The following is a 25,591-nucleotide window of genomic DNA, read 5'->3' on the forward strand; positions in this document are numbered from 1 at the left end:
GCTGTCGGCCATGGTTGACAGTGCAGTGGCAGGGACGCCCCACCCGACCGTCCCCCTCACCCCGATGACGGTGCCGGCCCACGAGGCCGAGGCCCGCAGCAGGTCCTTCCACGACGTGATGGCGCAGCGCCGGACCGTCCGCGACTACGCCACCCGCCCGATCCCGGACGGCGTGGTCGAGTGGGCGATCCGGACCGCCAACACCGCGCCCAGCGGCGCCCACGTGCAGCCGTGGCGGTTCGTGGTGATCACCGATCCCGAGCGAAAGCGGCGGTTGCGCGAGGCCGCCGAGGCGGAGGAGCGCGAGTTCTACGCGCACCGGGCGTCGGAGGAGTGGCTGGCCGCGCTGGCGCCGATCGGCACCGACTGGCACAAGCCGTTCCTGGAGGACGCGCCCGCGGTGATCGTCGTGTTCGAGGTGCACAAGGGGCCGCACTCGCCGCGCCCGTACTACACCAAGGAGTCGGTGGGGATCGCGGTCGGGCTGCTGCTGGCCTCGCTGCACCAGGCCGGGCTGGCCACGCTGACGCACACACCGAGCCCGATGAAGTTCCTCAACGAGGTGTGCGAGCGCCCGGCGGAGGAGCGCGCCGCGTACGTGATCCCGGTCGGCTACCCGGCCGAGGGGGCGCGCGTGCCGGATCTGCGGCGCAAGGAGCTCGACGAGGTGCTGGTGCGACTCTGAACCGCCCTGATCCGCCCTGATCCGCGCTGACCCGCGCTGATCTGCTCTGATCCGCCGGGAGTGCTCCGTTGGTGACGGGTCCGGGCCAAGGCGATAATCGCCGTCATGAGCCATGCCCAGCAACGGTCCTGTGAGCGCGCCGTGGCGGCACCGGACGAGGTGACCGCCGGCCGCCCGCCGGAGCTGCTGCGGCTGTCCGGCGGGGTCTCGCTGCTGCGCCGCCGCACCTCGCACACGGTGGCGCTCAACAAGGCCGTCCGCGCCAACCTGGACCACCTGCGGCCCTGGCTGGAGTGGGCGGCCGAGGCCCCGAGCCGGGCCCGGACCGCCGAGCTGACCCGGGCCGGCGCGGCGGCCTGGGAGGCGGGCACCGACTTCATGTACCTGGTCGTGCCGGACGCCGAACCCGGCCGCGTGATCGGCGCGTCCGGCCTGCACGGCCGGATCGGCCCCGGCGCGCTGGAGATCGGCTACTGGGTGGGCGCCCGGTACGTCGGCCGCGGCATCGCCACCACCGCGGCCGAGGCACTGACCTCGGCCGCGCTGGCGCTGCCCGGGATCGTGCGGGTGGAGATCCGCTGCGACCAGGCCAACGGCGCCAGCGCGGCCGTCCCGCGCAAGCTCGGCTACCGCCTGGACCGGATCGCCCGGGCTGCCGTCCGGGCCCCGGCGGAGACCGGACGGCAGCAGATCTGGGTCAAGGAACGTCCCTCGCCTGATCAGCAGTCGGGCCCGGATCAGCAGCCGGACCAGCAGACGAACCGGCAGACGAACCGGCAGACGAACCGGCAGACGGACCGGCAGACGGACCGGTAGACGGACCGGTAGACGGACCGGTAGTCGGACCGGTAGTCGGATCGGCAGCCGGATCAGTAGCGGTCGCCGGTCGGTGCCGGCAGCGCGTCCAGCTCGGCGAGGTCGGCCGCCGACAGCACGACGTCGGCCGCGCCCGCGTTGTCCACCAGGTAGCGCGGCGTCTTGGTGCCCGGGATCGGGAAGACGTACCGCCCCTGCGCCAGCACCCAGGCCAGCGCCACCTGCGCGGGCGTCGCGCCGATCCGGTCGGCGACCTCCTTGACCTTCGCGACCAGCGCCAGGTTCGCCTTCAGCGCGTCCTGCTGGAAGCGCGGCAGCCGGCGGCGGAAGTCGTCGGCCGGCAGCTCGTCGAAGGAGGCGATGCTGCCGGTCAGGAAGCCCCGGCCGAGCGGCGAGAACGGCAGGAAGGCGATGCCCTGCTCCTCGGTGTACGGCAGGACGTCGGCCAGCACGTCCCGGGTCCAGAGCGAGAGCTCGGACTGCACAGAGGCCACGGGGTGGACCGACTGGGCCCGCTTGATCTCCTCGACGGTCACCTCGGAGAGCCCGATCCGGCGGACCTTGCCGGCCGCCACGGTCTCGGCGAGCGCGCCCCAGGTCTCCTCGATCGGGACGGCCGGGTCGACCCGGTGCAGCTGGTAGAGGTCGACGTGGTCGGTGCCGAGGCGGCGCAGGCTGTCGTCGATCGAGCGGCGCACGTGCTCGGGGCGGCCGTCGCGGGACGCCTGGCCGCTCCCGCCCGGGACGATGCCCACCTTGGTGGCGAGGAACGCGCGCTCGCGGTACGGGCCGGCCAGGGCGGCGCCGACCACCTCCTCGTTGGTGAAGGGGCCGTACATGTCGGCGGTGTCGATCAGGGTGACGCCGAGGTCCAGCGCCTGCCGGATCACCTTGACGGAGTTCTCGTCGTCCCGGCTCTGCACGTCGTAGGCCCAGGTCATCCCCATGCAGCCGAGGCCGAGGACGCCGATCTCCGGGCCGTTGGTGCCGAACGTGGCGGTGCGCATGACGGTGTTCCAATCTGCTCTGCGGAGTTCGCGGTCGTACTTCGCGGGTGGATCAGCGGGTGGGTCAGTGGGTGGATCAGTGAGCGGGTGGATCAACAGGTCACAGCCTTCACCTTGGAGTGCACTCAAGGTCAAGCCCCTTCCGGATCACGCCCGGATCCAGTCGCCGAACCCGCCGCCCAGCACCAGCCCCGCCAGCCGTCCGTACCCGCCAACGCCCGGGTGCGCGCCGTCCGCCGCATTGGCCTCCGCGACCCACGTCGCGTCCTCGGCGAGGGCGCGGGTGACGTCCACGAACGGCACTCCGCGCTCGGCGCAGAGCGCGGCCATCACCGGGGCGAGGGCGAGCAGCCGCTCCAGGTGCTCCGCTCCCCCGCAGACCACCGGCGGCGGGCCGACCACGAACGTCCGGATCCCGCGCTCGCGCGCGCCGTCGAGCAGCGCCGCGAGGTTGGCCAGGGTGCGGTCGTGCCCGACCCGGGGCGCGCCGTCCTCCGTCATCGCGTCGTTCGCGCCCACCGAGAGCACCAGGCGGTTGTCGGCGCCGGGCAGGATGCGCGCCCCGACCTCCGCCCGGCAGCGGAGCCGCACGTCCTCGGAGGTGTTGCGGCGGATGCCCAGGTTGAACGCGGTCGCGTCCGGGGCCGCCGCCTGGAGCGCCCGGCCGACCCAGCCGCGGAACTCCGGGTCGCCGAGGCCCTGGACGAAGGAGTCGCCGAGGAAGCAGACGCGCGGGCCACCGAAGGGGTCGTTGATCGTAGGAGTGGTCATCGGCTCACCCTAGGGTGCGAGGCGCGGGAGGTGCAGGCGGGGCGGCAGGAGGTGCCGGCGGGCCGGCCGCACGCCTTAAACCGTTCCTAAAACCTTCCCACGCCGAGCTTTTGACGCCCCGGAAACGCTTGACGTGCACAGCTGGTCTAGTCCAGTTTGATCCTCAGCGCCGCGCTCCGCCCCCACACCCTTCCCACGCCCGAGAGGCACCCCCATGCCCAGCGCGCCCCAGCCCGCCCCCACGCACCGCCGCCCCGCGAGCCGCACCAAGCTGCTGAGCCTCGCCGCCGCCACCGTGCTCGCCGCCGGCGGGCTCGCCGTACTCGCCGGGAACGCCGGCGCCGCCGACGGCAACCTGCTCGCCAACCCCGGCTTCGAGAGCGGCGCACTCGACCCCTGGAGCTGTTCCGGCGCCACCGGCAGCGTCGTCAACTCCGGCGCCCACAGCGGCACCTACGCGCTGAAGGGTGCGGCCACCGCCAGCGACACCGCACAGTGCGGCCAGACCGTCACCGTGCAGCCCAACACCACGTACACGCTCAGCGCCTGGGTCCAGGGCCAGTACGTGTACCTCGGCGCCACCGGCAGCGGCGTCACCGACCCGGCCATCTGGACCGTCGGCGGCCCCGACTGGCAGCAGCTGAGCACCGGTTTCACCACCGGCCCGAGCACCACCAGCGTCACCGTCTACCTGCACGGCTGGTACGGGCAGGGCGCCTACCTCGCCGACGACGTCACGCTCACCGGCCCCGGCGGCGGCAACCCCAGCCCGACCGGCACGCCCACGGCAACGCCCACCGGCACCCCGACCGGGACGCCGACCGGCACCCCGACGGGCGGCCCGACCACCCCGCCGCCGAACGTCGCCGTCCCCGTCGCCCCCTACATCGACATGGGCGCCTGGCCGACCCCGTCCATGCCCGACATGGCCAAGGCCGGCAACCTCAAGGCTTACACGATGGGCTTCGTCACCGGCGTCGGCTGCAAGGCCAGCTGGTTCAACGCCTACGATCCGCGCACCGGCTGGGCCAAGGACCAGATCGACGCGCTGCGCGCGGCCGGCGGCGACGTCAAGCTCTCCTTCGGCGGCGCCGGCGGCACCGAACTCGCCGCCGCCTGCACCACCGTGGACTCGCTGTTCGCCGAGTACGACGCCGTGGTCAAGGCCTACAACCTGCGCTACGTCGACTTCGACATCGAGGGCGCGGCCATCGCCGACACCGCCTCCAACGACCGCCGTTCCGCCGCGCTCGCCAAGCTCCAGCAGGCGAACCCGGGCCTCAAGGTCTCGTTCACCCTGCCCGTCCTGCCCGAGGGCCTCACCGCCGAGGGCGTCGCCATCGTCAGGTCCGCCCGGGACGCGGGCGTCAACGTCGACCTGGTGAACATCATGGCGATGGACTACTACCGCGCCGGCACCGACTACGGGAACGCCGCGGTCCAGGCCGCCCAGGCGGAGTTCGGCCAGCTCAAGGCGCTCTACCCGGCGAAGACGGACGCCCAGCTGTGGGCGATGGTCGGCGTCACCCCGATGATCGGCGAGAACGACGACCACCAGATCTACAACCAGGCCGCCGCCCAGCAGTTGGTGACCTTCGCCCGGCAGAACCACCTCGGCCTGCTGGCCTTCTGGGACGCCACCCGCGACGCCAACGCCTGCACCGGCTCGCTGTCCAAGTGCACCAACATCCCGCAGCAGCCGTACGAGTTCGCCAAGATCTTCTCGCAGTACGCGGGCTGATCGGGCGTTGCCGAATCCGAGGTGCCGGTGGGCCGGGGGGCCGCCGGCACCTCGGTGTTTCCCGGATTTATTGAGGTCACATCGTCCGCGGTCGTCGATTACAGTCCGTCCCACCGCACGACACGAGGGGGCGGACATGACGGTCCGAACTGACGAGAACCATCCCGTCGAGATCCACGGAAACAGCACCGCCGCGTGCGTGGCCGGGATCACCGCCGAGGAACTCGCCGCGTTCAGCCGTACCCTCGGCCGCCTGCGCGCCCTCCCCTTCGACGACCGCCTCCGCCTGAACGCCGAGCGGCAGCTGAGCTCCTTCGTCCGCGAGAGCCGCAAGCGCCGCAAGCAGGACGCCAAGCACCAGGTACGGCGGGCCGACGCCGCGCTGCTCGCCACCACCGCCACCGGCGCCCGCGACCGCCGTGAGGACGCCCCGCTCGCCCCGGCGGACGGACCGGTCGGGGAGCTGCGAATACCGCGCAGGTGCTATGTCTGCAAGCAGCACTATCACCAGGTCGACGGCTTCTACCACATGCTCTGCCCCGCCTGCGCCGCCGACAACACCACCCGGCGCGACCTCGCCACCGACCTGCGGGGCCGGCGTGCGCTGCTCACCGGCGGGCGGGTCAAGATCGGCTTCCAGCTCGCCCTGATGCTGCTGCGCGACGGCGCCGAGCTGACCGTCACCAGCCGCTTCCCGCACGACACCGTCCGCCGCTTCCGCACCGCCGAGGGCAGCGAGCAGTGGTGGGACCGGCTGTCCGTCGTCGGCATCGACCTGCGCGACCCACGCCAGGTCCTCGGGCTCACCGAGCAACTGCTGGCCGACGGCCGCCCGTTGGACATCCTGATCAACAACGCCGCGCAGACCCTGCGCCGCCCGCCCGAGTCGTACGCCCTGCTCGCCGCCGGGGAGCACACCGCGCTGCCCGCCTCCTCCCGCGGTGCGGTCGTGCACGCCCCGGGGTTCCGGCCGATGCCCGCGCTCACGTCCGCGTGGCCGGCTGCCGAACTGGACCAACTCCCTTCGCCTGCCCACGGGTTGCTCGCCCTTCCGGACGAGGCCGGCCTGCTGCCCGACCTCGCGCCCGGCAACTCCTGGTCCGCCCGGCTCGGCGGGCTCGACCCGGCGGAGGTCCTGGAGACCCAGCTCGTCAACGCCCTCGCCCCCGCCCTCCTCTGCGACCGCCTGCTCCCCCTCCTCCTCGCCGCCCCGCACCCGCGCCGCTACATCGTGAACGTGACCGCCGTGGAGGGCCGCTTCGCCGTCCGCAACAAGACCGCCGGCCACCCCCACACCAACATGGCCAAGGCCTCCCTCAACATGCTCACCCGCACCAGCGCCGGCGAACTCGCCACCCAGGGAGTCCACATGTGCGCCGTCGACACCGGCTGGATCACCGACGAGAACCCCGCCCCCAAGAAGACCCACGTCGCCGCCCAGGGCTTCCGCACACCCCTCGACATCATCGACGGCGCCGCCCGCGTCTACGACCCCATCGTCCGCGGCGAGTCCGGCTCCCCGGTGTCGGGCGTGTTCCTCAAGGACTACCGGGAGGCGGAGTGGTGACGGCCGGGTACGGTAGCCGGTGATCAAGGTCTTCACAGCGGGGGGAACGCATGGCACTGAGCACGGAGTTGACGCACGCCTGGGTGCACGGGCTGGCGGCCGCGCGGCAGTGTCCGGTGCCGGTGGAGGTGCCGTGGGGGCTGCGGGTGGACGTCGGACGGCGCCGGGAGTCGGTGCGGCACGTGCTGCTGCACCCGGACGAGGCGAGCCTTCGGGCCGCCGGTGACGCCGCCGACCGGCCGTTCGCGCGGGTCAAGGGGTTCGTCGATCCGGAACTCGGGCTGCAGTGGCTCGGCCCCGAATGGGAGTCCTCCGCCGACGAGTTGATGATGACGGCCGCGCTGAGCCGCCAGGAGCCCGTCCAGCTGCCGGCCGGGTACGAGGCGTCGGCCGAGACCGCTGACGGCGTCACCCGCGTCCAGGTCCGGACGGCAGCGGGCGAGGTGGCGGCGGGCGGGTTCATGGCCGTCCGCGGCCACATCGCCGTCGTCGACCGGGTCGAGACCGACACCGCCCACCAGCGCCGCGGACTCGGCAGCGCGGTGATGCGACTGCTCTCCAGCACCGCCGCCGAGGCCGGGGCGGAGACGGCAATCCTGGGCGCCACCGAGGAGGGCCGGGCGCTGTACGAGTCACTCGGCTGGGAACTGCACGGCCTGCTGGCGGGCTTCGTCCGCCGAACGTGACCGGCGCGCGGCACCACGAGTGCCGCGCGCAGCGCCATCAGCCGGAGAGTTGATCGCGCCCGACGCGAGGCACGACCAACTCTCCTTCCCTCAGCGGCCGGTGGGCAGGTTGGCGCCGCCCGTGCAGTCGAACACCACGCCCGTCACAAAGGTGTTGGCCGCCAACAGGTGGATCGCCCGCGCCACGTCCTCGGGGCGGCCGACCCGGCCGACCGGGGTGGTGGCGGCGAGGCCGTCGAACAGCGCCTTGCGCTGCTCCTCCGGGACGCGGTCCCACCACGGGGTGTCGATGACGCCGGGCGACACCGCGTTGACCCGCAGCGGCGCCAGCTCGACCGCCAGCGGCGGGACCATCGCCTGCAGCGCGCCGTTTATGGCGGCCAGCCCGGCGGTGCCCGGGAAGGCGGCGCGGGCCGAGGCCGCGGTGATCAGGGTGACCGACCCGTCCGCCCGCAGGTGCGGCAGCGCCGCCTGCAGGACGCGGACCTGCGGCCAGAACTTGGCGTCGAAGCCGGTCGCGAGGTCGGCCAGGTCGAGCTGCGCGAACGGGCCGCTTCCGGCCGCGCCGCTGACCGCGACGACCAGGTGGTCGACAGTGCCGCCGTCGGCGAAGAAGGCCGCGACGGCCTCGGGGTCGACCGCGTCCACCTGCGCGCCGGTGGTCTTGCCGCCGATCCGGGCGACGGCCGCGTCCAGCCGCTCCCGGTCCCGGCCGGTGATCACGACCTCCGCGCCGTCGGCCGCGAACGCGGCGGCCGCGGCCTCGCCGATGCCCGAGCTGCCGCCCATGACGACGACGTGCTGTCCGGTGAAGAGGGGGGCCGAAGTGCTCATGGTGGTGCTTCCTTCCGGCTGGTCGGGCTTGCTGGAACTTGTCGAGACCGCGAGTTCCGGTAATGATGGTTGCCGAGACTGCTAGTCTTGTCAAGCGAAGGCAGGACGGGGCAGAGAGAGGACGACCGATGAACCCGACCAACCCCCAGCCGACCGACCCCCAGCCGGGCGCCCCCCAGCCGGGCGCCACCCGCCCGCACACCGGACGCCGCCGCAACGAGGCCGCCCACCAGGCGATCCTCGATGCGGCCCTCCAGCTGCTCGCCGCCTCCGACGGCACCCCCGTCACCATCGACGCCATCGCCCGCACGGCCGGCGTCGGCAAGCAGACCGTCTACCGCTGGTGGCCCTCCAAGGGCGCCGTCCTCCTCGACGCCCTCACCGACCGCGCCGACCAGGACGTCACCGGCCCCGACACCGGCATCCTCCGCACCGACCTGCAGACCTTCATCGCCACCACCTTCGACGCCGCCCAGCGCGGCACCACCGCCTCCGCGCTGCGCACCCTGGTCCGCGAGGCCGCCCGCGACCCCCACCTCGCCGAGCTGATGCAGACCTTCACCGCCGCCCGCCGCACGGCCCTGCGCGAGCTCCTCGACCGCGGCCGGCAGCGCGGCGAACTCCCCGTGGGCGCCGACCTCGACCTGATCGTGGACCAGGTCTACGGCGTCTTCTGGTACCGCTTCCTGCTCGGCCACGCGCCACTGGACCGGACGGTGGCCGACCGCCTGGCCCAGTCCCTCGTCACGGGAGGCGAGTGAGTCCCCGCGGGCGAGTGAGTCCCGACCGGCGAGTGAGTCCCCGGCGTCGGCAATAGGCCCAGGCCAGGGCCAGGACGATCGGCCCCCAGAGCATCGCCCCGCCGGTGCACACCCTGGCCAGCGCCAGCCACCAACCGTTGCTGTAGCCGACCTCGTCGAGGACGCCGACCCAGGCGAGGGGCATCGGGTCGAACAGCGCGACCAGGACCAGGCCGCCCAGCGTCGCCGGGATCACCGCCGCGAGCGGGGGCACCCGGCGCCCGCCGAGGAACGGGATCCAGCGCGGGAACACCTCGCCCCAGCCCGCGACGAGGCCGGTGGTGAGCAGGCACAGCGCCTCGGTGAGCACGCTGAGGCCGACCACGTAGAGCGGCGTCCACCAGGGGACGACGGTCGGGGCGTTCGGATCGATGGAGCCCATCCTGAAGTCGACGGCGAACGGGAGCCGCCACAGGCAGTGCGGGAGCACGATGAACGGAAGGGCCTTGGCCAGCCGGAGGGCCCAGCGGGGGACTGGGCGTTCGGTGTCGCCCATGGGGAGTGTGATCGGCATGGGTCCACCGTCACCGACACCCCGGGGGCTCCACGTCGACCGCACGGCCGAACCGACTCCCCCGGAAGAGCCACCTAGGCGTACGCCAGAAGGCAGACGTACGACCGGTCCGCCCGCGCCGGATGCGGCTGCTCCAGAAGGGAGTTGACGGTGAACCCGGCCTGTGCGAGCAGGTCGGCGAGCCGGTCCGCCGGGATCAGGTGCGACTCGTAGGACACCGGGTGCCCGTACGCCTCGGCCGGCCGGAGGTGGGCGTCGCCGGCATGGCCGCCGAGCAGCAGGTGGCCGCCGGGACGGAGCACGCGGCGGAACTCGGCGAACATCGCGGGCAGTTGGGCGGGCGGCGTGTGGTGCACGGAGTACCAGGCCAGGATGCCGCCGAGAGTGCCGTCGGCGAGGTCGAGGACGGCCATCGAGCCGTGCGTGAAGCGGAGTTCGGGATACGCGCGGCGGGCAAGGGCGACCATCTCGCCCGACACGTCCACGCCGAACGCCGCCAGCCCGAGCCGCGCCAGGTACGCCGTCACCCGCCCCGGCCCGCACCCGAGGTCCGCGACCAGGCCGCCGCCCGCCGCTTGGACGAGTTCGGCGAAGGCGGACAGCATCGCGCGCGAGACCGGGTCCATCTCCTCCGGGGGGATGACGCGTTGGAGGTAGTCGGCGGCGACGGTGTCGTAGGAGTCGCGGACGGCGGCCAGGTACGCGGGGTCGGTCACGCAGGCGATTCTGCCCGACGGCACCCACAGGACGGGTCGCAACCCTCCATCGGGCCAGGCCAGTTCAACCGATCCGCCGCGACGGCCCGCTCGGCGAACACGTCCGCCCGGCGGTCGGCGCTCTGGCGCAACACATCCTTGCGGTCCCGCTTGGCGAGGCGGTCCACGTAAATGTGGCCGTTCAGGTGGTCGGTCTCGTGCTGGAGGCAGCGGGCGAAGTAGCCGGTGCCGGTGATCGTCCGGGGGTTTCCGTGCTGGTCGAAGCCGCGCACCACGGCGTGAGCGGGCCGGGCCAGCGTCGCGTGGGCGCCCGGCACGGACAGGCAGCCCTCGTTGTCCTCGATCAAGCGGCGTCCCGGCGCCTGCGGTTCGACGACCGGGTTGAGCAGGTGGCCGACGTGGCGGACGCCGTCGTCGTCCGGGCAGTCGTAGACGAAGAGCCGGAGGTCGACGTCCACCTGGTTCGCCGCCAGCCCGGCGCCGTCCGCGACGTACATCGTCGCGAACATCTCCTCGATCAGCCGGGCGAGTTCCGGGCTGCCGAAGTCCTCGGCGCCCGCCGGGCGGCACGGGCGGTGCAGGATCTGCTCCCCGATCTCGGTGATCCGCAGGATCGTCGGGCGTTCACGCAGGTCGGACATCGGCGCTCCCTCGGTGGGCGGGCATGGCGGTTTGCGATCTACTTTGCAAAGTAGCAGACTTTGCAAAGTGACCGAAGACGCGACCGACGATGCGACCGGAGATCTGACCGAAGGCGTGACCGCCACCGGCGCCCTCCCGGAACACGCCGTGCGCACGGCCCTGCTGGAGCTGTTGGCCGAGCGCGGGACCCTCACCTCCACCGAGGCGGCGGCCCGGCTCGGGTACAGCTCGGGGCTGTGCTCGTTCCACCTGCGGCAGCTCGCCCGGTACGGCCTGATCGAGGAGGCACCGCCGACCGACGGCCGGGCCCGGCCCTGGCGGCTGCCGCAAGCTCAACGGCCCGCTGTGGCCGACGACTTCGGCGAGCTGGCCCGCGGCCTGGAGGACGAGAGCTACCAGCGCTGGCTCGCCCGCCGCGCCGAGGCCCCGGCCGACTGGCAGCACGACGACGCGTTCAGCGCGGTCGTCTACCTCACCCCCGCCGAGCTTTCGGCCGTCGGCGACGCCGTCCGCCAGGTCCTCGCCCGGTTCCGCGACCGCGAGCACAACCCTGCGGCCCGCCCCGCCGGCGCCCGCCCGGTCGCTGCGGTGACGCGGCTCTTCCCGCTCCTGCCCGACGAGCGCTAAAAGGTCTGCAGGGAGACGCGGCCAGCCGGGAGGCAGCACGCCACCACCCGAACGAGCGGCCCGCGCGCGGCGAAACAGCCAACCGCGGCCAGCCCGGAGGCAGCGACACCGCTACCGCGCCGCGTCCAGCCACCGGCCCCTCGCCCGCAGCATCGGCCCCGCCAGCACCCCGACCGCCGCGCCCAGAGCGACGCCCAACAGGCCGTCCCACACGTTCTGCACGTCGCACGCCTGCCCGATCTCGGGCAGCGCGTACTGCACCGCCGACACCGCGAGCGGCAGCGCCGCCGCGCCCAGCAGCGCGACCGCCGCACGCCGCCGCGTCCCGGCCAAAGCCGCCGCAAGACCGATCGGCACGAACATCGCCACCTTGAGGTCCACGTGCCGGACCGTCAGCAGCTCGTGCGGCGAGCGCGGCCGGCCGCCGCTGACCGTGCAGTGACGGACGGCGTCCGCGGACAGCTGCCAGGCGTCCGGCAGGAGGGTCGCCGTGACCACCCCGCCCAGGCCGAGCAGCAGCACGAAGCCGACCGCCCAGTGCGCGCGCAGCAGCCGCCCCACGGGCCGGTTGAGCAGCGCCGCCGGCACCAGGGACACCAGCAGCCCCGGCCAGAACATCGGCATGGTGCCGAGCACTCCGCTAATCACATCCGAACGGACGCGTCGAACGCCCAGGCGGTTCTCGCCATGCCCGCAGCTCTCACTGCACGATCAGGTACCGCTGCTCGCTCGAACCGCTGACACAGGACGACGTCCCGCCGCAGCTCCCGCTGTCCGACGTGAAGGTGCTCCAGATGTACGTCCCGGGGGTCGGCGGCGTGTAGGTGTACGACGACCCGCTCTGCCAGGGCAGTTGCTGCCACTTGCCGTTCGGCAGCAGGACGTCGACCTGGGAGCTGGTGCCGGACGCCGCCCAGCTCAGGAGGACGGGCTGCCCGGCGCGGACCACCGCCTGGTCGTCCGGGAAGACGAGGCGCGGGGCCGTCGGCATGCCCTTGAGCGAGATGGCGGAGGTGTCGTACTTCGGTTTGACGTACAGGTAGCGGACGTTGCTCCAGCCGCTGGCGATCCCGTGGGTGGAGGTGTTCGAGCTGTCCACGGCCCACTGGTAGAGCCCGGTCTCGGTGGGCTTGAAGGTGCAGTTGTTGGAGGTCAGCCAGCCCGAGGCGCGCCAGTCGCCGTTGCCGACCTTGGTGAAGACCCGGGTCACCGCGCCGGTCTTCTCCCAGCTGAGGGTGAGCGAGAGGCCCTGTTCCAGGGTGGCGTTGTCGGCGGGGGTGGTCAGGTTCGGCGCGTGGGGCGTGTCGGTCGGGATCGCCGTCGGGAGGCCGCCCTCCGCGGTGGGGCCGGCGCCGCCACCGTTGGCGTTGGTGCCGCCGGTGACGCAGTCGGGCGGGCTCCCGTCGTCGGTCTGCGTGACGAAGCCGTTGCTGAGGCTGTGGGCGTCGGTGGTGTCGCGCTGGAGGTACAGCGGCACGGCGACAGCCGCGGCGACGAGCGCGAGCACGGCCGGCAGCAGCATCCAGAGCCGGCGGCGACGGCGGCCGACGGGCGGCTGTGGCGTCGTCGCCCAGCCGGGCGGAGGCACGTTGGACAGCACGGTGGGCGTCCGCCCGACGGTGGGAGGAACAGCCGGCGGCACCGCGGGAAGCCCCGACGGAGGCGCGGGGAGTGCCGTCGGCTCCACCCACGGCGCCTCCGGCACCGCCGGCCGCGCCCGCAGCGGCTCCGGTAGCCACGACCCGGTGGGCCCGTCGTACTCGGGCGGCCCGAGCCGGGCGACGAGTTGGGCGGGGGTCGGGCGGCCGACCGGGTGGCGGGCGAGGCAGGACGCGACGATCGGCCGCAGCTGCTCGGGCACGCCGGTGAGGTCGGGTTCGCTGTGCATGATCCGGTAGAGCAGCACCTGCGGGTCGCCGCTGCCCCAGGGCGAGCACCCGGCGGCGTGGCAGAGCACCCGGCCGAGGCTGAACACGTCGCAGGCCGGGCCGACCACGCCGCCGGCGATCTGCTCGGGGGCCATGTAGCCGGGCGTGCCGAGGACAACCTGGGTGCGGGTGATGGAGGCGCCGTCGAGGGCGCGGGCGATGCCGAAGTCGATCACTCGGGGGCCGTCGTCGCTGAGCAGCACGTTGGACGGCTTGAGGTCGCGGTGGACCAGCCCGGCGGCGTGGATCGCCTCCAGCGCCTCGGCCAGGCCCGCGCCGAGCACCCGCAGGGCCGGTTCGGGCAGCGGCCCGTGCGCGGTGACGGCCGCCTCCAGGGACGGCCCGGGGATGTACGCGGTGACCAGCCAGGGCGGGTCGCCGTCCGGGTCGGCGTCCACGACCTGCGCGGTGTGGAAGCCGCCGACCCGCCGGACGGCCTCCAGTTCGCGGGTGAAGCGGCGGCGGAACTCCGGGTCGGTCGCCAGGTCCCAGTGCACGCACTTGACCGCGACCAGCCGCCCGCCCGGGGAGCGCCCCAGGTAGACGACCCCCATCCCGCCACTGCCGAGCCGGGCGAGCAGCCGGTACCGGCCACCGACCGTCGTCGGATCAGTGGGTCTCAACGCCTCCACGTCCACCCCCCGGTGTCCGCCCGCCCGCCCAATGTGACTGTTCGTCAATTCAGCTGTGCCGACTCCGCATCATTGCAGGTGCAGCCCCGGTGGAAAAGATGTTGCCGTTCCGTGAAGACGTCAGCACACTGACCAGCGCGGAATCGCAGGGACCCCGGAGACCGCAGGGACCCGCACGGACCCGTCAGTGCGGAATCGCCGCGATCAGCTCGTGCGCGCCCTGTCGCTTGAGGGCCAGGGCGGTGGAGGTGCCGAGGTCCTCGGGGGTGAGCGCGCCGGCCCACTCGTGGGCGTCCAGCACCTGCTTGCCGTCCGGGCTGAAGACCCGCCCGCGCATCGAGAGGCGGCCGTCCGGCTCGGCGTGGGCCCAGCCGGCGATCGGGCTGTTGCAGTGGCCCTGCAGGACGTGCAGGAACATCCGCTCGGCGGCGGCCTCGCGCCAGGTGTCGTGGTGGCCGAGCCCGGCGATCGTCCCGATCGTGGTGCCGTCGTCCTCGCGGCACTGGAGCACCAGGATGCCGGCGCCGATCGGCGGGCACATCGCCTCGACGCCGAGGACCTCGGTGATCCGGGCCGTCTCGCCGATCCGCTCCAGCCCGGAGACGGCCAGCAGCAGCGCGTCCGCGTCGCCCGCTTCCAGCTTGGCCAGGCGGCTGTTGGCGTTGCCGCGGATCGGCACGCAGACCAGGTGCGAGTGGGAGGCTGCGAGTTGGGCGACGCGGCGGACGGAGGAGGTGCCGATCCGAGCGCCGGCCGGGAGTTCGTCGAGGGTGAGCCCGCCGGGGTGGACGAGGGCGTCGCGGATGTCGTCGCGGCGCAGGTACGCGGCGAAGACGGTACCGGCGGGCAGTGGCCGGTCGGCGGGCACGTCCTTGAGGCAGTGCACGGCGACGTCGGCCTCCCCGGCGAGCAGCGCCGCGTCGACCTCCTTGGTGAACGCGCCCTTGCCGCCGAGCCGGGCGAGGTCGCCCATCCACCGGTCGCCCGAGGTGGTTACCGGCACCACCTCGGTGCGGATGCCCGGGTGCAGGGCGGCGAGTTCGGCGCGGACGCGCTCCACCTGGGCGAGTGCCATGGGTGAGGAGCGGGAGACGATGCGGATCAGCTCAGCGGTGGCCATGGCGTGATGATAGGCCGACCGCACGAGTCCACTTGACACTACGTCAGGCAGTTCGGGCACGTCGCTCGTACGGACACGGCGGACGGCCGGGCGCAACCGCCCGGCCGTCCGTACCCCCGTTACCGCCGTTCCTGGCGCGGCTACTCGTTGTGCAGCACCTCGGCGATCGGCAGCCCCTACGAGGAAGGCGGACGGCGCGGGGCGCGGGCTCATCGGCCTGCGCGAGCGCGTCGCCGTCTACGGCGGCGACCTCGACGCCCGACGCCGGCTCGGCGGCGGCTACCGGGTCCGCGCGCGCATCCCGCTGGACCGGCCGTGACGGGGGCTGCGGTCGAACCGGCGGTCGAACCGGCGGTGGAGCGGCGCCCGCGGGTGGTGATCGCCGACGACCAGGAGCTCGTCCGCACCGGCTTCCGCATGATCCTCACCGCCCGCGGCATCGACGTCGTCGCCGAGGCCGCCGACGGCGCCGAGGCGGTGGCAGCGGCGGTTGCCCACCGGCCGGACGTCGTACTCCTCGACATCCGGATGCCCGGCATGGACGGCCTGGAGGCCGCCCGCCGCATCCTCGCCCACGCCCCCGGGTGCCGGGTCATCATGCTCACCACGTTCGACCTCGACCACTACGTGTACGCCGCCCTCGCCGCCGGGGCCAGCGGCTTCCTCCTCAAGGACGTCACGTCCGCCCACCTCGCCGCCGCCGTCCACCTCGTCGACACCGGCGACGCCCTCCTCGCCCCCTCCATCACCCGCCGCCTCGTCGAACGCTTCGCCATCGGCGCCCCCACCGCCGACACCCCCACCCTCCACCGCGACCTCGCGCCGCTCACGCCGCGCGAGGTGGAGGTGCTCACGCTGATGGGCCGCGGGCTGTCGAACGGGGAGCTGGCGAGCGAACTCACGCTCAGCGAGTCGACGGTGAAGACGCACGTGGCGCGGATCTTCTCCAAACTCAACCTGCGCGACCGGGCCCAGGCGGTCGTCCTCGCGTACGAGACGAGGCTCGTCGCGCCGAGGGCCGGCTCCTGAGCCTTACTGCCTGACGGTGCGTCACAGTTCTGGCGGTGCGTCACAACGAGGCCACGCTGCGCAGTGCCAGGCCCAGGCCGACGGCGAGGACCACCAGGGCGGTCGCCAGGCTCGCGTAGGGCGCGTACCTCCGCAGGGACGGGAGGCGGGCCGTGGTGAGCGTGGCCAAGCGGGTGGTGGTGCCGGAGAGGAGGAGGCCGGCCGCCGTGAGGGCGAGGGCCATGCCGAGGCCGTAGCCGAGCACCAGCAGCACGCCGAAGGACGTCCGGCCGAGGGCCACCGCGCCCAGGAGGATCACCAGCGCGGACGGGCTCGGGACCAGGCCGCCGGCCAGGCCGATGCCGAGGAGGGGGAGGCGGCTGTGGTGGTGATGGTCGTGGTGATCGTGATGGCCGTGGTGGTGGTCATGATGGTGGTCGTGCTTGCGGTGGCCCGCCAGCGTGCGGATCGCCGCCACCACCAGCCCCGCGCCGATCACCGCGATCAGCGCCCCGCCGGCCGCGCCCAGCCAGCCGAGCAGTTGCTCCCCCACCAGGCTCATCGACGCGGTCAGCACCAACCCGGTCACCAGCACACCCGCCGTGTGCGTCACCGTCACCGTCGCCCCGACCGCCACCGCCGCCCGCACCCCACCGCGCCGCCGCGCCAGGCAGGCCGCCACCGCGAGCTTCGCGTGCCCAGGGAGCGCCGCATGGCCCGCCCCCAGCAGCAGCGCGAGGCCGAGCGCCAGCAGCCCGACCGGGACGGTCAGGTCGCGCGTCGCGGCGAACGCGGCCAACCGGCGTTCCAGCGACGGAAACAGCACCGGCTCACCCACGACCGGCGGCGCCGCCCGGCGCGGTCCTGCCACCTCCCCTGCCGGGGCGGGCCCGTCCGTCGAGGGCTCCGTGCGCAGCTCCGCCGACCGGACGGCCAGCGGGCGGTCCGCCAACTCGGCGGGATACGAGCGCAGTTCGTCGCTCACGCTCGCCGCCGGAACGTCCGAGGCCGTCAACCGGACGTGATCCCCGCTCGCGCTGACCTCCTTCCACCCCAGCCGCTCCGGATCCGCCCCCGACGCGAAGGAAACGGCGGCCGGGTGGGACAGGTCGGCCGGCGCCACCAACGAGCAGGTCAGCCGGGCCGTCGGCAGATCCGCCGCCCCCGGCCGGTACGAGAGCGCCGCCCCCGAGACCGTCCACTCCATCGCGTTCCCGTCCACCAACCCCCTGACCTCCCGCGCGAGTTCACCGCACCGAACTGCCGCCCGGGCGGCAGCCTCCGCCGGGGAGATCCGCCCGTCGTGGTCGGTGTCGGTGACCGCCTGCTCCTGCGCAGTGGGGATCTCGGCAAGGTCGACGACGAGCGCGTCCTCGATCCGGTCGGGCAGCAGGCGCAGCCCGTCGTACCGGTTCACGGTGAAGTTCCCCAGCGGATGCGCCTGGGCGGCGGGTGCGCCCGTGGCGAGGCCGAACGCGAGGAGGGCGGCCGCGATGGCCGCACGGTCGGCGGAGAGTCGGTTCATCGAGGTCCCTCCAGCAACGCGGCCGCACGCGGAGCGTGCAACGGCGAGAAATGCGGGTTCCGGGCCAAAGCCGCGCGCAGATGGTCCCGGCCCTCGGACAGTCCCAGGCCGTGCTCGACCGTGCCGAGGTGGTAGTCGAACAACGCGCTGTGCCAGCCCGTTCGGGCGGCCTCGCGGAGGTAGCCGATCGCCTCCCGGTCGTCACCGGCAGCGTGCAGCGCCCAGCCGAGGGCATCGGCGACCAGCACGCTGTGCCGGGCAGCCCACTCCGTCCGCAACAGGTCAACGGCGGTGGCCGGGTCGCCGTGGTCGGCGAGGTAGAGGCCGAGGTACGGGTCGACCGGGCCGCCGGAGGCGCGCAGCAGCCGGGCCTCGGCGGCGAGGGCCGTCAGCGGCTGGTCTGCCGGGCGGCCCAGGGAGAGCAGCAACTCCGCTTCCTCCAGGAGGAATTGCGGCACGGGTGCTCTTTCGTTGAGCGCCCGATAGCGCCGGGCCGCCTCGTCCGGCTCGCCCTGCACGGCCTGGGCCCGGGCGAGAGCGGCCTCGGCGTTCCGGTCGCCCGGGGAGGCGGCGAGGGCCCGGCGGTAGTGGGTCTCCGCCTCCGCCGGGCGGCCCGACTCCCAGGCCAGATCGCCGAGCCGGTGCTCGCAGAACGCCTGCTCGCCGGGCGAGGCCGCCGTCTCCAGCCCGCGTTCCAGCAGGAGTTGGGCTTCCTCCGCCCGTCCGTGGGTCTCCAGGTCGTACGCGGCCCGGGTGTAGGCGGCGACCGTCGGCGCCAGGTCGAGCAGCCGTTGCGCGGCGGCGGTGGCGGCGGGGTAGTCGCCGAGCTGGATCTCGGCGTCGGCGAGCACCGCGAACCCGGCGGACCGGTCGGGGGCCATTGCCGCCGCCTGCCGGCCGTATTCCGCTCCGCGCGTGAACTCGTGGCGGGCGTTGGCGAGTTGCCCGTGGCCGACGGTCGCCTCGTAGTTCCGGTCGGGCCGCAGGACGAGCGAGCGGCCCAGGGCCTGCTCGGCGACGGCGAGGTCGGCGGGGTCGAGGGTGAGGCGGGCCCGTTCGATCTCGGCGAGCGCCAACTGCGACCAGGAGGAGGGGTCCTGGGGGCGCATACCGGTGGCGGCCCGGGCGTCCGCCACCGGATCACCCGCCGGCGAGGCGAACGCGGACACCCCGCCGGGCGCCGCACCGGGCGCAGCCGCCCGCGGCCCGAGCGCGAGCAGCCCACCCGCACAGGCCACCACGACGAACGCCGCCCCGAGGCCCCTGAGCCTTGCCGGAACCACCACAACCCACCTCACCGAATATCCACCATCACCGCACTCCGCTGCGCAGGAAGTCGAACCGGCCGACTTCCTGCGCCGTGCTCGAAACGGCAGCGCACTCCCCCGATCCGCCACCGCCCGGGGCCGTCCCACCCCCTCACCCCTCACGGCCCCGCGTGCGGGAGGTTCAGGTACGGGAACACGTCCGACGCGCGCTCCGGCTGCCAGTCGAACAACGGCGGCGGCAGCAGCTCCGCCGCCGAGCGGCCCGTCCAGGGTTCGCCCTCCAGCATCCGCAGCAGGGGCGGGTCGATGATGTCGTTGGGGCGGCGGCCGTTGGGGTAGCCCTGGAGGTCGCCGCCGAGGACGCCGTCCGGGTTCGGCGAACTGCTCACCGGTGTCGCCAGGTTGAGCCGGAGCTGCTCCGCCCACGCGACGGCCCTCGGGTCGGCGTCCGCGTTCAGGCGGTGGGTGTTGAGGTCGAAGCCGAAGCGGGCGCCGTTGTCGCGGCCGATGCCGCCGAGAAAGAGGGCGCGGATGTCCTCGCGGGGGCCGGGCGGGGCCGCGAAGCCCTGGGCGGCCTGGATGCGCCGCGGCGGGGCCGGGTTGAGGGCCGCATCGAGGAAGGCCTGGTCGAGGTGGTCGTCGGCGGCGGACCGGGCGTTGAAGCGGTCCTCGGGGCCGCCGGGTACGGCGTTGGCCGTCGAGGAGCCCCAGAGCGCGAACATCACGTGCGGGTTGCCGAGCCGGCCGACCTGCCGGTAGACGGCGTCCTGGGCCCGCAGGTCACGGGAGAGGTCGGCGCCTTCCCGGGAGACGGTCGCCCACACCCCGACCACGGGGTTGCGCCCGACGTCACCGTTCAGGGCGAGGTCACGCTTCGGCACCTGGAGGATGATGCTCCCGACGTTGACGGCCGACAGCGGGTTGGGCCCGGGCAGCGCGCCGGGGACGGGCCCGACCGTCCCGAGCACGAACAGCCCGACCACCCTCGTGTCGATGAAGAACGACTCCGCGGTCTGCGTGACGACGCTCCGCCCGCCCCCGGGCAGCGCCCGGGTGGCTTCGGCGCGCAGGGCGCCGTAGTCGGGCATGAGGGTGAGGCCGGTGTGGGTGGGTGCGGCGGTGCCGTCGGCGACCAGGACCTCGGGGGCGCGGCCGGCCCGGATGCGTTCGAGGGTGTAGCGCTGGCGGTAGAGCAGGCCCGGGGAGTCGAGGCCCCGGACGGGGGCCACGGCGATGGGGCCGTTGCCGAAGGGGCGGCGGTCCTCGGTGCGGAAGGTCCAGCGGTAGGTGAGGTCGGGGACGCCGTCGCCGGTGTTGTCGACGTGGATCTCGTAGCGGGCGCGGGTGGCCCAGGGGTAGTTGAGCGGTGCGGCGCCGGGGAGTTGGGCGGAGTGGACGTCGGCGATGACGGTGACGGTGTCGGGGGCGTCGGGGCTGGTGAAGGCGTAGACGTCGGTGATGTTGGCGGGCTGGTCGAGGGCGACGCCGGGGGCGTCGAAGTGGCCGCCGGCCCGGCTGGTGCCGAGCAGGGGGCCGCCGAGGGCGGCGGCGGTGAGGGCGGTGGTGGCGGCGAGGAAGCGGCGCCGGGAGGGTCGCGGGTTCCGCACAGGGCTCTCCAGATTCCGGGGTCGAGGGCGGAGCGGGGCGGCCGGTCGGCGCGGGAGGCCGCCGGGGCGGGCCCCAACCTAGGGCGGCCGGCGATCTTGACTCGACCCCGGGAAGGCCTTCTCACTCGGACGTGTTGATCTTTTCCCTCTCGCGAGGGACTTCGGTTCGATCGCACACATCCGTGCACCTACGATCCGTGTTGATCACTTCTCCTCTGCCGCCGAACTGCGGATTCCCCTGGCGTGCATGGATTCTGACGATTATTCATCTCTGGCAGAACCAGAACCTCCCGATGCCGATCCCCCGAAGGAGCAGATCAGCATGAGGATTCACCCCGCCCTGACGGCCCTCCTGGCCGCCGCCGCGGCGCTCACCTCGCTGGGCGCCCCGAGCGTCGCGGCCGCCCCGACGAACCACGCCCTCCTCGCCCCGGCGGCGGACACGTCGTGCCGCCCGCTCAACCTGCCGAGCCCGTACGTGTCGCCGTGGGGCCGGGCCCAGGTGGCCTTGAACCCGGGCTTCAAGGCGGCCCTGGACGCGAGCGCCGTCACCGTCACCCCGATCGCGCCGGTCACGAGCCTCCCCGGGGACACCGGGCTGACCAGCGCGATCGGCTCCACGGCCGGCTCGTACATCGACCTGGTGGACTTCGGCCGGGTCTACTACAAGGGCGGCTGGACCTTCACCAACTCCGTCACCAACGGGACCTGGACGGCCGACGACTTCTGGCTGCGCTTCTTCCCCGACCAAGGGCTGTCCACCTGCCCGACGATCAACGGCGTGAAGAGCACCACCGAGCAGACCTTCGTCTCGTACACCCTGCCGGACGCCCTGACCGGCGGCGGTGGATGGGGGCTGGACCCGACCAAGGTCGCCGTCAAGACCGCCAAGGTGCCGCTGAAGCTGACCCCAGAGGGGGCGGAGGGCATCAACCGGGCGCTCGGCACCGCGTTCCGGGCCGGGGACGAGCTCGGCACCCTCTCCGGCGAGTTCCGCTACCTCCCCGCCTGAACCGACCAATCCATCCGATCCACTCAACCCACCATCGATTCAAAGGAGTTCACCATGCGTCGTGTCCTGCGCGGGTTCGCCGTCCTGGCCGCCGTCACCGCTCTGATCGCCCCGGCCGCGTCCTCGACGGGCGCCGCCGCCGCACCCGCACCCGCACCCGCACCCACCTCATCCACCCGCGCCACCAAGGACATCGGCTTCCCGGGCGTCTACATCTCACCGTGGGGCAGCGCCCACGTCCGGGTGAGCGACGAGACCAAGCAGTGGCTGCAGGCCGAGGGCGCCACGCTGGGCGCCATCGCGCCGTTCACCCTGGACCCGGACGGTTACGGCTTCGACATGCCGATCGGCTCCACCCCCGGCGACCACCTCGACTCGAAGGGCCGGATCTACTACCCGGGCGGCATCACCATCAATCACCCGGCCTCGGGCCACACCTTCACCCTGATCCCGACCTACATCCGGGTCATGCCGACCCCGATCTACTCGGCCGGCGTGCTGGTGGACGGGCAGCGAGCCAAGGACGAGGTCACGGTGGCCGACTCGACCTACGGCGAGGTGATCGCGGGCGCCCGGCCGTCGGCGACCGGCTTCCGTCTGGAGAAGATCCCGTTCCGGATCACCCAGCAGACCTCCGACCTGATCACCCAGTACATCGGCCGACCCGGCCCGGCGGCGGGCACCTACTTCGGCACCCTGACGCCCAACTTCGACTACGTTCCCACGCACTGACAAACCGGGCGGGCGCACAGCATTTTGGGTGGCCGTGCGCCCGCGCACTCAACTCCCTTGATTCGCATGACAATCATGCATCTAACTCGTTCGAGGTAACTCTCCCGCTGATCCACCTTTTTGCCAGCCCATGGGGGAACATCGGCATGTCCGCGCCCGAACGAGACATCCCGTCCGGGCGGCACTACCTACGGCCTTTGGATTGACCCGTGACTACCTCCGCCCCCGTGTGGGACTGCCCCTTCAACCACACCGACGGCCTGGAGTTCGACCCCCTCCTCAGGCGGCTGCTCACCGAGGACCCGATCGCCCGGATCCGGCTGCCGCACGGCGAGGGCGAGGCCTGGCTGGCCACCCGCTACGAGGACGTCCGGACCGTCACCACCGACCGCCGGTTCAGCCGCGCCGCCGGCATCGGGCGCGACCTGCCCCGGATGACGCCCGCCCCGATCGCCCAGGCCGAGGCGATCAACCTGATGGATCCGCCCGCCCACAACCGGCTGCGCCGCCTGGTCGCCAAGGGCTTCACCAACCGCCAGGTCGAGCAGATGCGGGCGCGGACGCAGCGGATCGTCGACGGCTACCTCGACGAGATGGCCGAACACGGCTCCCCCGCCGACCTCGTGCACTTCCTCTCCTCCCGGCTGCCGCTCACCACCATCTGCGAGCTGCTCGACATCCCGGAGCAGGACCGCGCCGAACTCCGCGGCCACGCCGTCGCGATGATGGCCATGGGCCCGGGCGGTCGCGAGGGGCAGGAGCGCGCCAAGGCCGCGCTGCGCGCGTATTTCACCGAGCTGACGGCCGCCCGTCGCAGCGATCCGGGCGACGACCTGGTCAGCGCGCTCGCGACCGCCCGCGACGGCGAAGAGCTGCTGGACGACCGGGAGTTGGCCGTCATGGCGATGGTGCTGCTGGTCACCGGCCACGACACCAGCACCTACGAGATCAGCAACATCACGTACACCCTGCTCACCCACCCCGAGCAGCTCGCCAAGCTCCGCGCCCAGCCCGAGATGCTGCCGCGCGCCCTGGAGGAGCTGCTGCGCTTCATCCCGTTCCGGCAGGGCGTCGGCATCGCCCGGGTCGCCACCGAGGACGTCGAGCTGGGCGGGGTGCTGATCAGGGCCGGCGAGGCGGTGCACGTCTCCTACCTGGCCGCCAACCGCGATCCGGCGATGTACGAGCGGCCCGACGAGTTGGACCTGGACCGCGGTGCGCCCACCCACATGACCTTCGGCTACGGCCAGCACCACTGCCTCGGTGCGCACCTGGCCCGGATGGAGCTCCAGGTCGCGATCGGGACTCTGCTGCGGCGCTTCCCGGAACTGCGCCTGGCCGTGGCGCCGTCGGAGCTCGACTGGCAGACCGGTTCCATCTGGCGCTACCCGCGGACCCTGCCGCTCGCCTGGTGATCTCCCCGCGCCGCCGAACGCGGCGCCGCCCGTCCGACGCATCCACCGGCCGCCTCCACCTCAGGCGTGCCCACCGCAGGCCTCTCGCAGGCCCCCAGGGGGAGATCCGTACCCATGGCAACACTCTGCCGCCCAGCCATCGCCGTGCCCGAGCACGTCATCACCCTCGACCAGACCCTCGACCTGGCCCGCACGTTGCACGCCGACCATCCCCAACTCGGCCTCGCCATCCGGCTGATCGAGAACACGGGGGTGCAGACCCGGCACCTCGTCCAGCCGATCGAGCAGACCCTGCGGCACCCGGGCTTCACCGTCCGCAACGCGGTCTACGAGCGCGAGGCCAAGCTCCGCGTCCCCGAGGTGGTCGAAAACGCCCTCCGCCACGCCGAGTTGGGCGCCCCCGACATCGACCTGATCGTCTACGTGTCGTGCACCGGCTTCATGATGCCGTCCATGACCGCCTGGCTGATCAACACCCTGGGCTTCCGCTCCGACACCCGCCAGGTGCCGATCGCCCAGCTCGGCTGCGCGGCCGGCGGCGCCGCCGTCAACCGCGCACACGACTTCTGCCGTGCCTACCCGGGCGCCAACGTGCTCATCGTGGCCTGCGAGTTCTGCTCGCTCTGCTACCAGCCCACCGACCTGGGCGTCGGCTCGCTGCTCTCCAACGGCCTGTTCGGGGACGCGATCGCCGCCGTGGTGATGCGCGGGCACGGCGGCAGCGGCGTGCAGATCGAGCGCAACGGCTCGCACCTCGTCCCGGACACCGAGAACTGGATCTCGTACGGGGTCAAGGACACCGGCTTCCACTTCCAGCTCGACAAGCGCGTCCCCGGCACCATGGAGATGCTCGCGCCCGCGCTGCGCGGCCTGGCCACCGAGCACGGCTGGGACGTCTCCGGGCTCGGCTTCTACATCGTCCACGCCGGCGGCCCGCGCATCCTGGACGACCTCTGCCACTTCCTCAACCTGGAGCCCGCCACCTTCCGGTACAGCCGGGCCACACTGACCGAGCGCGGCAACATCGCCAGCGCCGTCGTCTTCGACGCGCTCGCCCGGCTGTTCGCCGACGGCGGCGTGCCCGACGGCACCCCGGGGCTGATCGCCGGCTTCGGACCTGGCATCACTGCCGAAACCTCGCTCGGGAGTTGGGTGTCGGCGCCGGTCGCGATCGGCGCGCCGCGCCGCCCACGGGCCATCGCCACCGCCGACCTGACGCGCGTCCAGCCCGCCGTCCCCCGCCGTTTCGCGGCCGGCACTACGATCACCGAATGACCGATACCACGGACCGGACCGACACCTCCCCCTCCGCCAGAGCCGCCGAACTGGCCGCACTCTTTCCGGCGTTGCACGCGCCGCAGTACTGGGCCTGGGGGAGGTACGACGCGCAGTTCTCGACCGAGCTGCCGCCGGACGAACTGGTGACCAACATCCACCTGGTGGGCTTCACGGACGACCGGGTGGTGCTCTGCCGCGACGAGCGGGATCACTGGTTCCTGCCCGGCGGCACGCGCGAGCGGGACGAGAGCGTCGCCAACTGCCTGGAGCGGGAGCTCAAGGAGGAGGCGGGCGCCCGGCTGCTCGGGGAGCCGGGCTGGCTGGGCGCGCACCGCTGCCGGACGGACGATCCGACGCCGTACCGGCCGTGGCAGCCGCACCCGGAGAAGGCGTGGCTGTGGGGCTGGGCGGAGGTGGCGGTGGACTCGACGCCGACCAATCCGGCGGACGGCGAGCAGGTGGTCGAGGTGCGGGCGGTGCCGGCGGCCGAGGCGCAGCGGCTGCTGGCGAGGTCGCACGACGCCTCGTGGGGCGAGCTGATCGGGCTGGCGGTGGAGCTGCGGCGCCGGGCGGGGCTGGGCTGAGGCCAAGCACAAGGTCCGGGTCCGAGCGGCAGGACGGCGAACGGCGGCGGGGCCGGTGGAATGCGCTTCCACCGGC

25 protein-coding genes and 1 pseudogene are annotated in these 25,591 nt (G+C 73.3%); 14 read left to right on the plus strand and 12 right to left on the minus strand.

The window, feature by feature from the left end; all coding sequences use genetic code 11:
• Positions 1–10: 10 nt before the first annotated feature.
• Together KV557_RS27970 and KV557_RS27975 are read left to right on the plus strand one after the other, a co-directional pair.
• Positions 11–685 (plus strand): nitroreductase family protein, encoded by a 675-nt coding sequence (locus tag KV557_RS27970; protein WP_218204282.1) that lies wholly within the window; start codon positions 11–13, stop codon positions 683–685.
• A gap of 105 nt (positions 686–790) precedes the next feature.
• Positions 791–1,501, plus strand: coding sequence for a GNAT family N-acetyltransferase (locus tag KV557_RS27975; protein WP_218204283.1), 711 nt, complete (start codon positions 791–793; stop codon positions 1,499–1,501).
• Positions 1,502–1,554: 53 nt separating this feature from the next.
• Here the strand turns inward: KV557_RS27975 and KV557_RS27980 are convergent, their stop codons facing one another.
• Complete coding sequence (locus tag KV557_RS27980) at positions 1,555–2,508, minus strand: aldo/keto reductase (protein WP_218204284.1); 954 nt, start codon at positions 2,506–2,508, stop codon at positions 1,555–1,557.
• 147 nt (positions 2,509–2,655) lie between these two features.
• Positions 2,656–3,279: a GDSL-type esterase/lipase family protein gene (locus KV557_RS27985; RefSeq protein WP_218204285.1), complete on the minus strand. Its 624-nt coding sequence runs from the start codon at positions 3,277–3,279 to the stop codon at positions 2,656–2,658.
• Between the two features lie 214 nt (positions 3,280–3,493).
• On the opposite strand from KV557_RS27985, the gene KV557_RS27990 reads away from it, so the two are divergent.
• From KV557_RS27990 to KV557_RS28000, 3 genes are all read left to right on the plus strand, one after another.
• Entirely contained in the window at positions 3,494–5,020 is a 1,527-nt protein-coding gene (locus KV557_RS27990; RefSeq protein ID WP_218204286.1) for a carbohydrate binding domain-containing protein, read from the plus strand.
• Positions 5,021–5,156: 136 nt separating this feature from the next.
• A complete protein-coding gene (locus KV557_RS27995) occupies positions 5,157–6,587 on the plus strand; it encodes an SDR family NAD(P)-dependent oxidoreductase (RefSeq protein WP_218204287.1) in 1,431 nt (476 codons plus the stop codon).
• Between the two features lie 50 nt (positions 6,588–6,637).
• Positions 6,638–7,273, plus strand: coding sequence for a GNAT family N-acetyltransferase (locus KV557_RS28000; RefSeq protein WP_218204288.1), 636 nt, complete (start codon positions 6,638–6,640; stop codon positions 7,271–7,273).
• Positions 7,274–7,363: 90 nt separating this feature from the next.
• On the opposite strand, the gene KV557_RS28005 is transcribed toward KV557_RS28000, so the two are convergent.
• Positions 7,364–8,107: an SDR family oxidoreductase gene (locus KV557_RS28005; RefSeq protein ID WP_218204289.1), complete on the minus strand. Its 744-nt coding sequence runs from the start codon at positions 8,105–8,107 to the stop codon at positions 7,364–7,366.
• Positions 8,108–8,235: 128 nt separating this feature from the next.
• Here KV557_RS28005 and KV557_RS28010 point away from each other — a divergent pair, with 128 nt between their 5' ends.
• Positions 8,236–8,868, plus strand: coding sequence for a TetR/AcrR family transcriptional regulator (locus KV557_RS28010; protein WP_218204290.1), 633 nt, complete (start codon positions 8,236–8,238; stop codon positions 8,866–8,868).
• On the opposite strand, the gene KV557_RS28015 is transcribed toward KV557_RS28010, so the two are convergent.
• From KV557_RS28015 to def, 3 genes are all read right to left on the minus strand, one after another.
• A complete protein-coding gene (locus tag KV557_RS28015; RefSeq protein WP_218204291.1) occupies positions 8,852–9,421 on the minus strand; it encodes a hypothetical protein in 570 nt (189 codons plus the stop codon). The genes KV557_RS28010 and KV557_RS28015 overlap by 17 nt on opposite strands.
• Before the next feature lie 74 nt (positions 9,422–9,495).
• Complete coding sequence (locus KV557_RS28020; RefSeq protein ID WP_218204292.1) at positions 9,496–10,137, minus strand: class I SAM-dependent methyltransferase; 642 nt, start codon at positions 10,135–10,137, stop codon at positions 9,496–9,498.
• Entirely contained in the window at positions 10,134–10,778 is a 645-nt protein-coding gene (gene def, locus KV557_RS28025) for a peptide deformylase (protein WP_218204293.1), read from the minus strand. The genes KV557_RS28020 and def overlap by 4 nt, the downstream gene beginning before the upstream one ends.
• A 67-nt stretch (positions 10,779–10,845) precedes the next feature.
• Here def and KV557_RS28030 point away from each other — a divergent pair, with 67 nt between their 5' ends.
• Positions 10,846–11,406, plus strand: coding sequence for a helix-turn-helix domain-containing protein (locus KV557_RS28030; RefSeq protein ID WP_374106680.1), 561 nt, complete (start codon positions 10,846–10,848; stop codon positions 11,404–11,406).
• A gap of 111 nt (positions 11,407–11,517) precedes the next feature.
• Here KV557_RS28030 and KV557_RS28035 read toward each other — a convergent pair whose 3' ends face one another.
• From KV557_RS28035 to hemC, 3 genes are all read right to left on the minus strand, one after another.
• Positions 11,518–12,042 (minus strand): hypothetical protein, encoded by a 525-nt coding sequence (locus KV557_RS28035; RefSeq protein WP_218204295.1) that lies wholly within the window; start codon positions 12,040–12,042, stop codon positions 11,518–11,520.
• 64 nt (positions 12,043–12,106) lie between these two features.
• Positions 12,107–13,957, minus strand: a complete 1,851-nt coding sequence (locus tag KV557_RS28040) for a serine/threonine protein kinase (RefSeq protein ID WP_256178045.1) — start codon at positions 13,955–13,957, stop codon at positions 12,107–12,109.
• Between the two features lie 193 nt (positions 13,958–14,150).
• Complete coding sequence (hemC, locus tag KV557_RS28045) at positions 14,151–15,086, minus strand: hydroxymethylbilane synthase (RefSeq protein ID WP_218204297.1); 936 nt, start codon at positions 15,084–15,086, stop codon at positions 14,151–14,153.
• A 181-nt stretch (positions 15,087–15,267) separates the two neighbouring features.
• On the opposite strand from hemC, the pseudogene KV557_RS43065 reads away from it, so the two are divergent.
• Positions 15,268–15,405 (plus strand): annotated as a pseudogene (locus tag KV557_RS43065) (sensor histidine kinase); the annotation flags it as partial.
• On the plus strand, positions 15,402–16,115 hold the full coding sequence (locus KV557_RS28050) for a response regulator (protein WP_218204298.1): 714 nt from the start codon (positions 15,402–15,404) through the stop codon (positions 16,113–16,115). The pseudogene KV557_RS43065 and the gene KV557_RS28050, both read left to right, overlap by 4 nt.
• A gap of 40 nt (positions 16,116–16,155) precedes the next feature.
• Here the strand turns inward: KV557_RS28050 and KV557_RS28055 are convergent, their stop codons facing one another.
• From KV557_RS28055 to KV557_RS28065, 3 genes are all read right to left on the minus strand, one after another.
• Complete coding sequence (locus KV557_RS28055) at positions 16,156–17,619, minus strand: nickel transporter (protein WP_218204299.1); 1,464 nt, start codon at positions 17,617–17,619, stop codon at positions 16,156–16,158.
• Complete coding sequence (locus KV557_RS28060) at positions 17,616–18,902, minus strand: tetratricopeptide repeat protein (RefSeq protein ID WP_218204300.1); 1,287 nt, start codon at positions 18,900–18,902, stop codon at positions 17,616–17,618. The genes KV557_RS28055 and KV557_RS28060 overlap by 4 nt, the downstream gene beginning before the upstream one ends.
• 143 nt (positions 18,903–19,045) lie before the next feature.
• Positions 19,046–20,494: a DUF4331 domain-containing protein gene (locus tag KV557_RS28065; RefSeq protein WP_308130107.1), complete on the minus strand. Its 1,449-nt coding sequence runs from the start codon at positions 20,492–20,494 to the stop codon at positions 19,046–19,048.
• A gap of 322 nt (positions 20,495–20,816) precedes the next feature.
• Between KV557_RS28065 and KV557_RS28070 the strand changes: the two genes are divergently transcribed.
• From KV557_RS28070 to KV557_RS28090, 5 genes are all read left to right on the plus strand, one after another.
• The gene (locus tag KV557_RS28070; protein ID WP_218204301.1) at positions 20,817–21,506 is read left to right on the plus strand and encodes a hypothetical protein; all 690 of its coding nucleotides are present in this window, start codon (positions 20,817–20,819) and stop codon (positions 21,504–21,506) included.
• A gap of 54 nt (positions 21,507–21,560) precedes the next feature.
• Positions 21,561–22,238: a hypothetical protein gene (locus KV557_RS28075; protein ID WP_218204302.1), complete on the plus strand. Its 678-nt coding sequence runs from the start codon at positions 21,561–21,563 to the stop codon at positions 22,236–22,238.
• Between the two features lie 209 nt (positions 22,239–22,447).
• Positions 22,448–23,653 (plus strand): cytochrome P450, encoded by a 1,206-nt coding sequence (locus KV557_RS28080; RefSeq protein ID WP_218204303.1) that lies wholly within the window; start codon positions 22,448–22,450, stop codon positions 23,651–23,653.
• A 114-nt stretch (positions 23,654–23,767) separates the two neighbouring features.
• A complete protein-coding gene (locus tag KV557_RS28085) occupies positions 23,768–24,928 on the plus strand; it encodes a type III polyketide synthase (RefSeq protein ID WP_218204304.1) in 1,161 nt (386 codons plus the stop codon).
• The gene (locus KV557_RS28090; RefSeq protein WP_218204305.1) at positions 24,925–25,515 is read left to right on the plus strand and encodes an NUDIX hydrolase; all 591 of its coding nucleotides are present in this window, start codon (positions 24,925–24,927) and stop codon (positions 25,513–25,515) included. Before KV557_RS28085 ends, KV557_RS28090 begins: the two co-directional genes overlap by 4 nt.
• Positions 25,516–25,591: the final 76 nt, after the last annotated feature.

Source organism: Kitasatospora aureofaciens (assembly GCF_019192735.1).
In the GTDB taxonomy this organism is placed as follows: Bacteria; Actinomycetota; Actinomycetes; order Streptomycetales; family Streptomycetaceae; genus Kitasatospora; species Kitasatospora aureofaciens_A.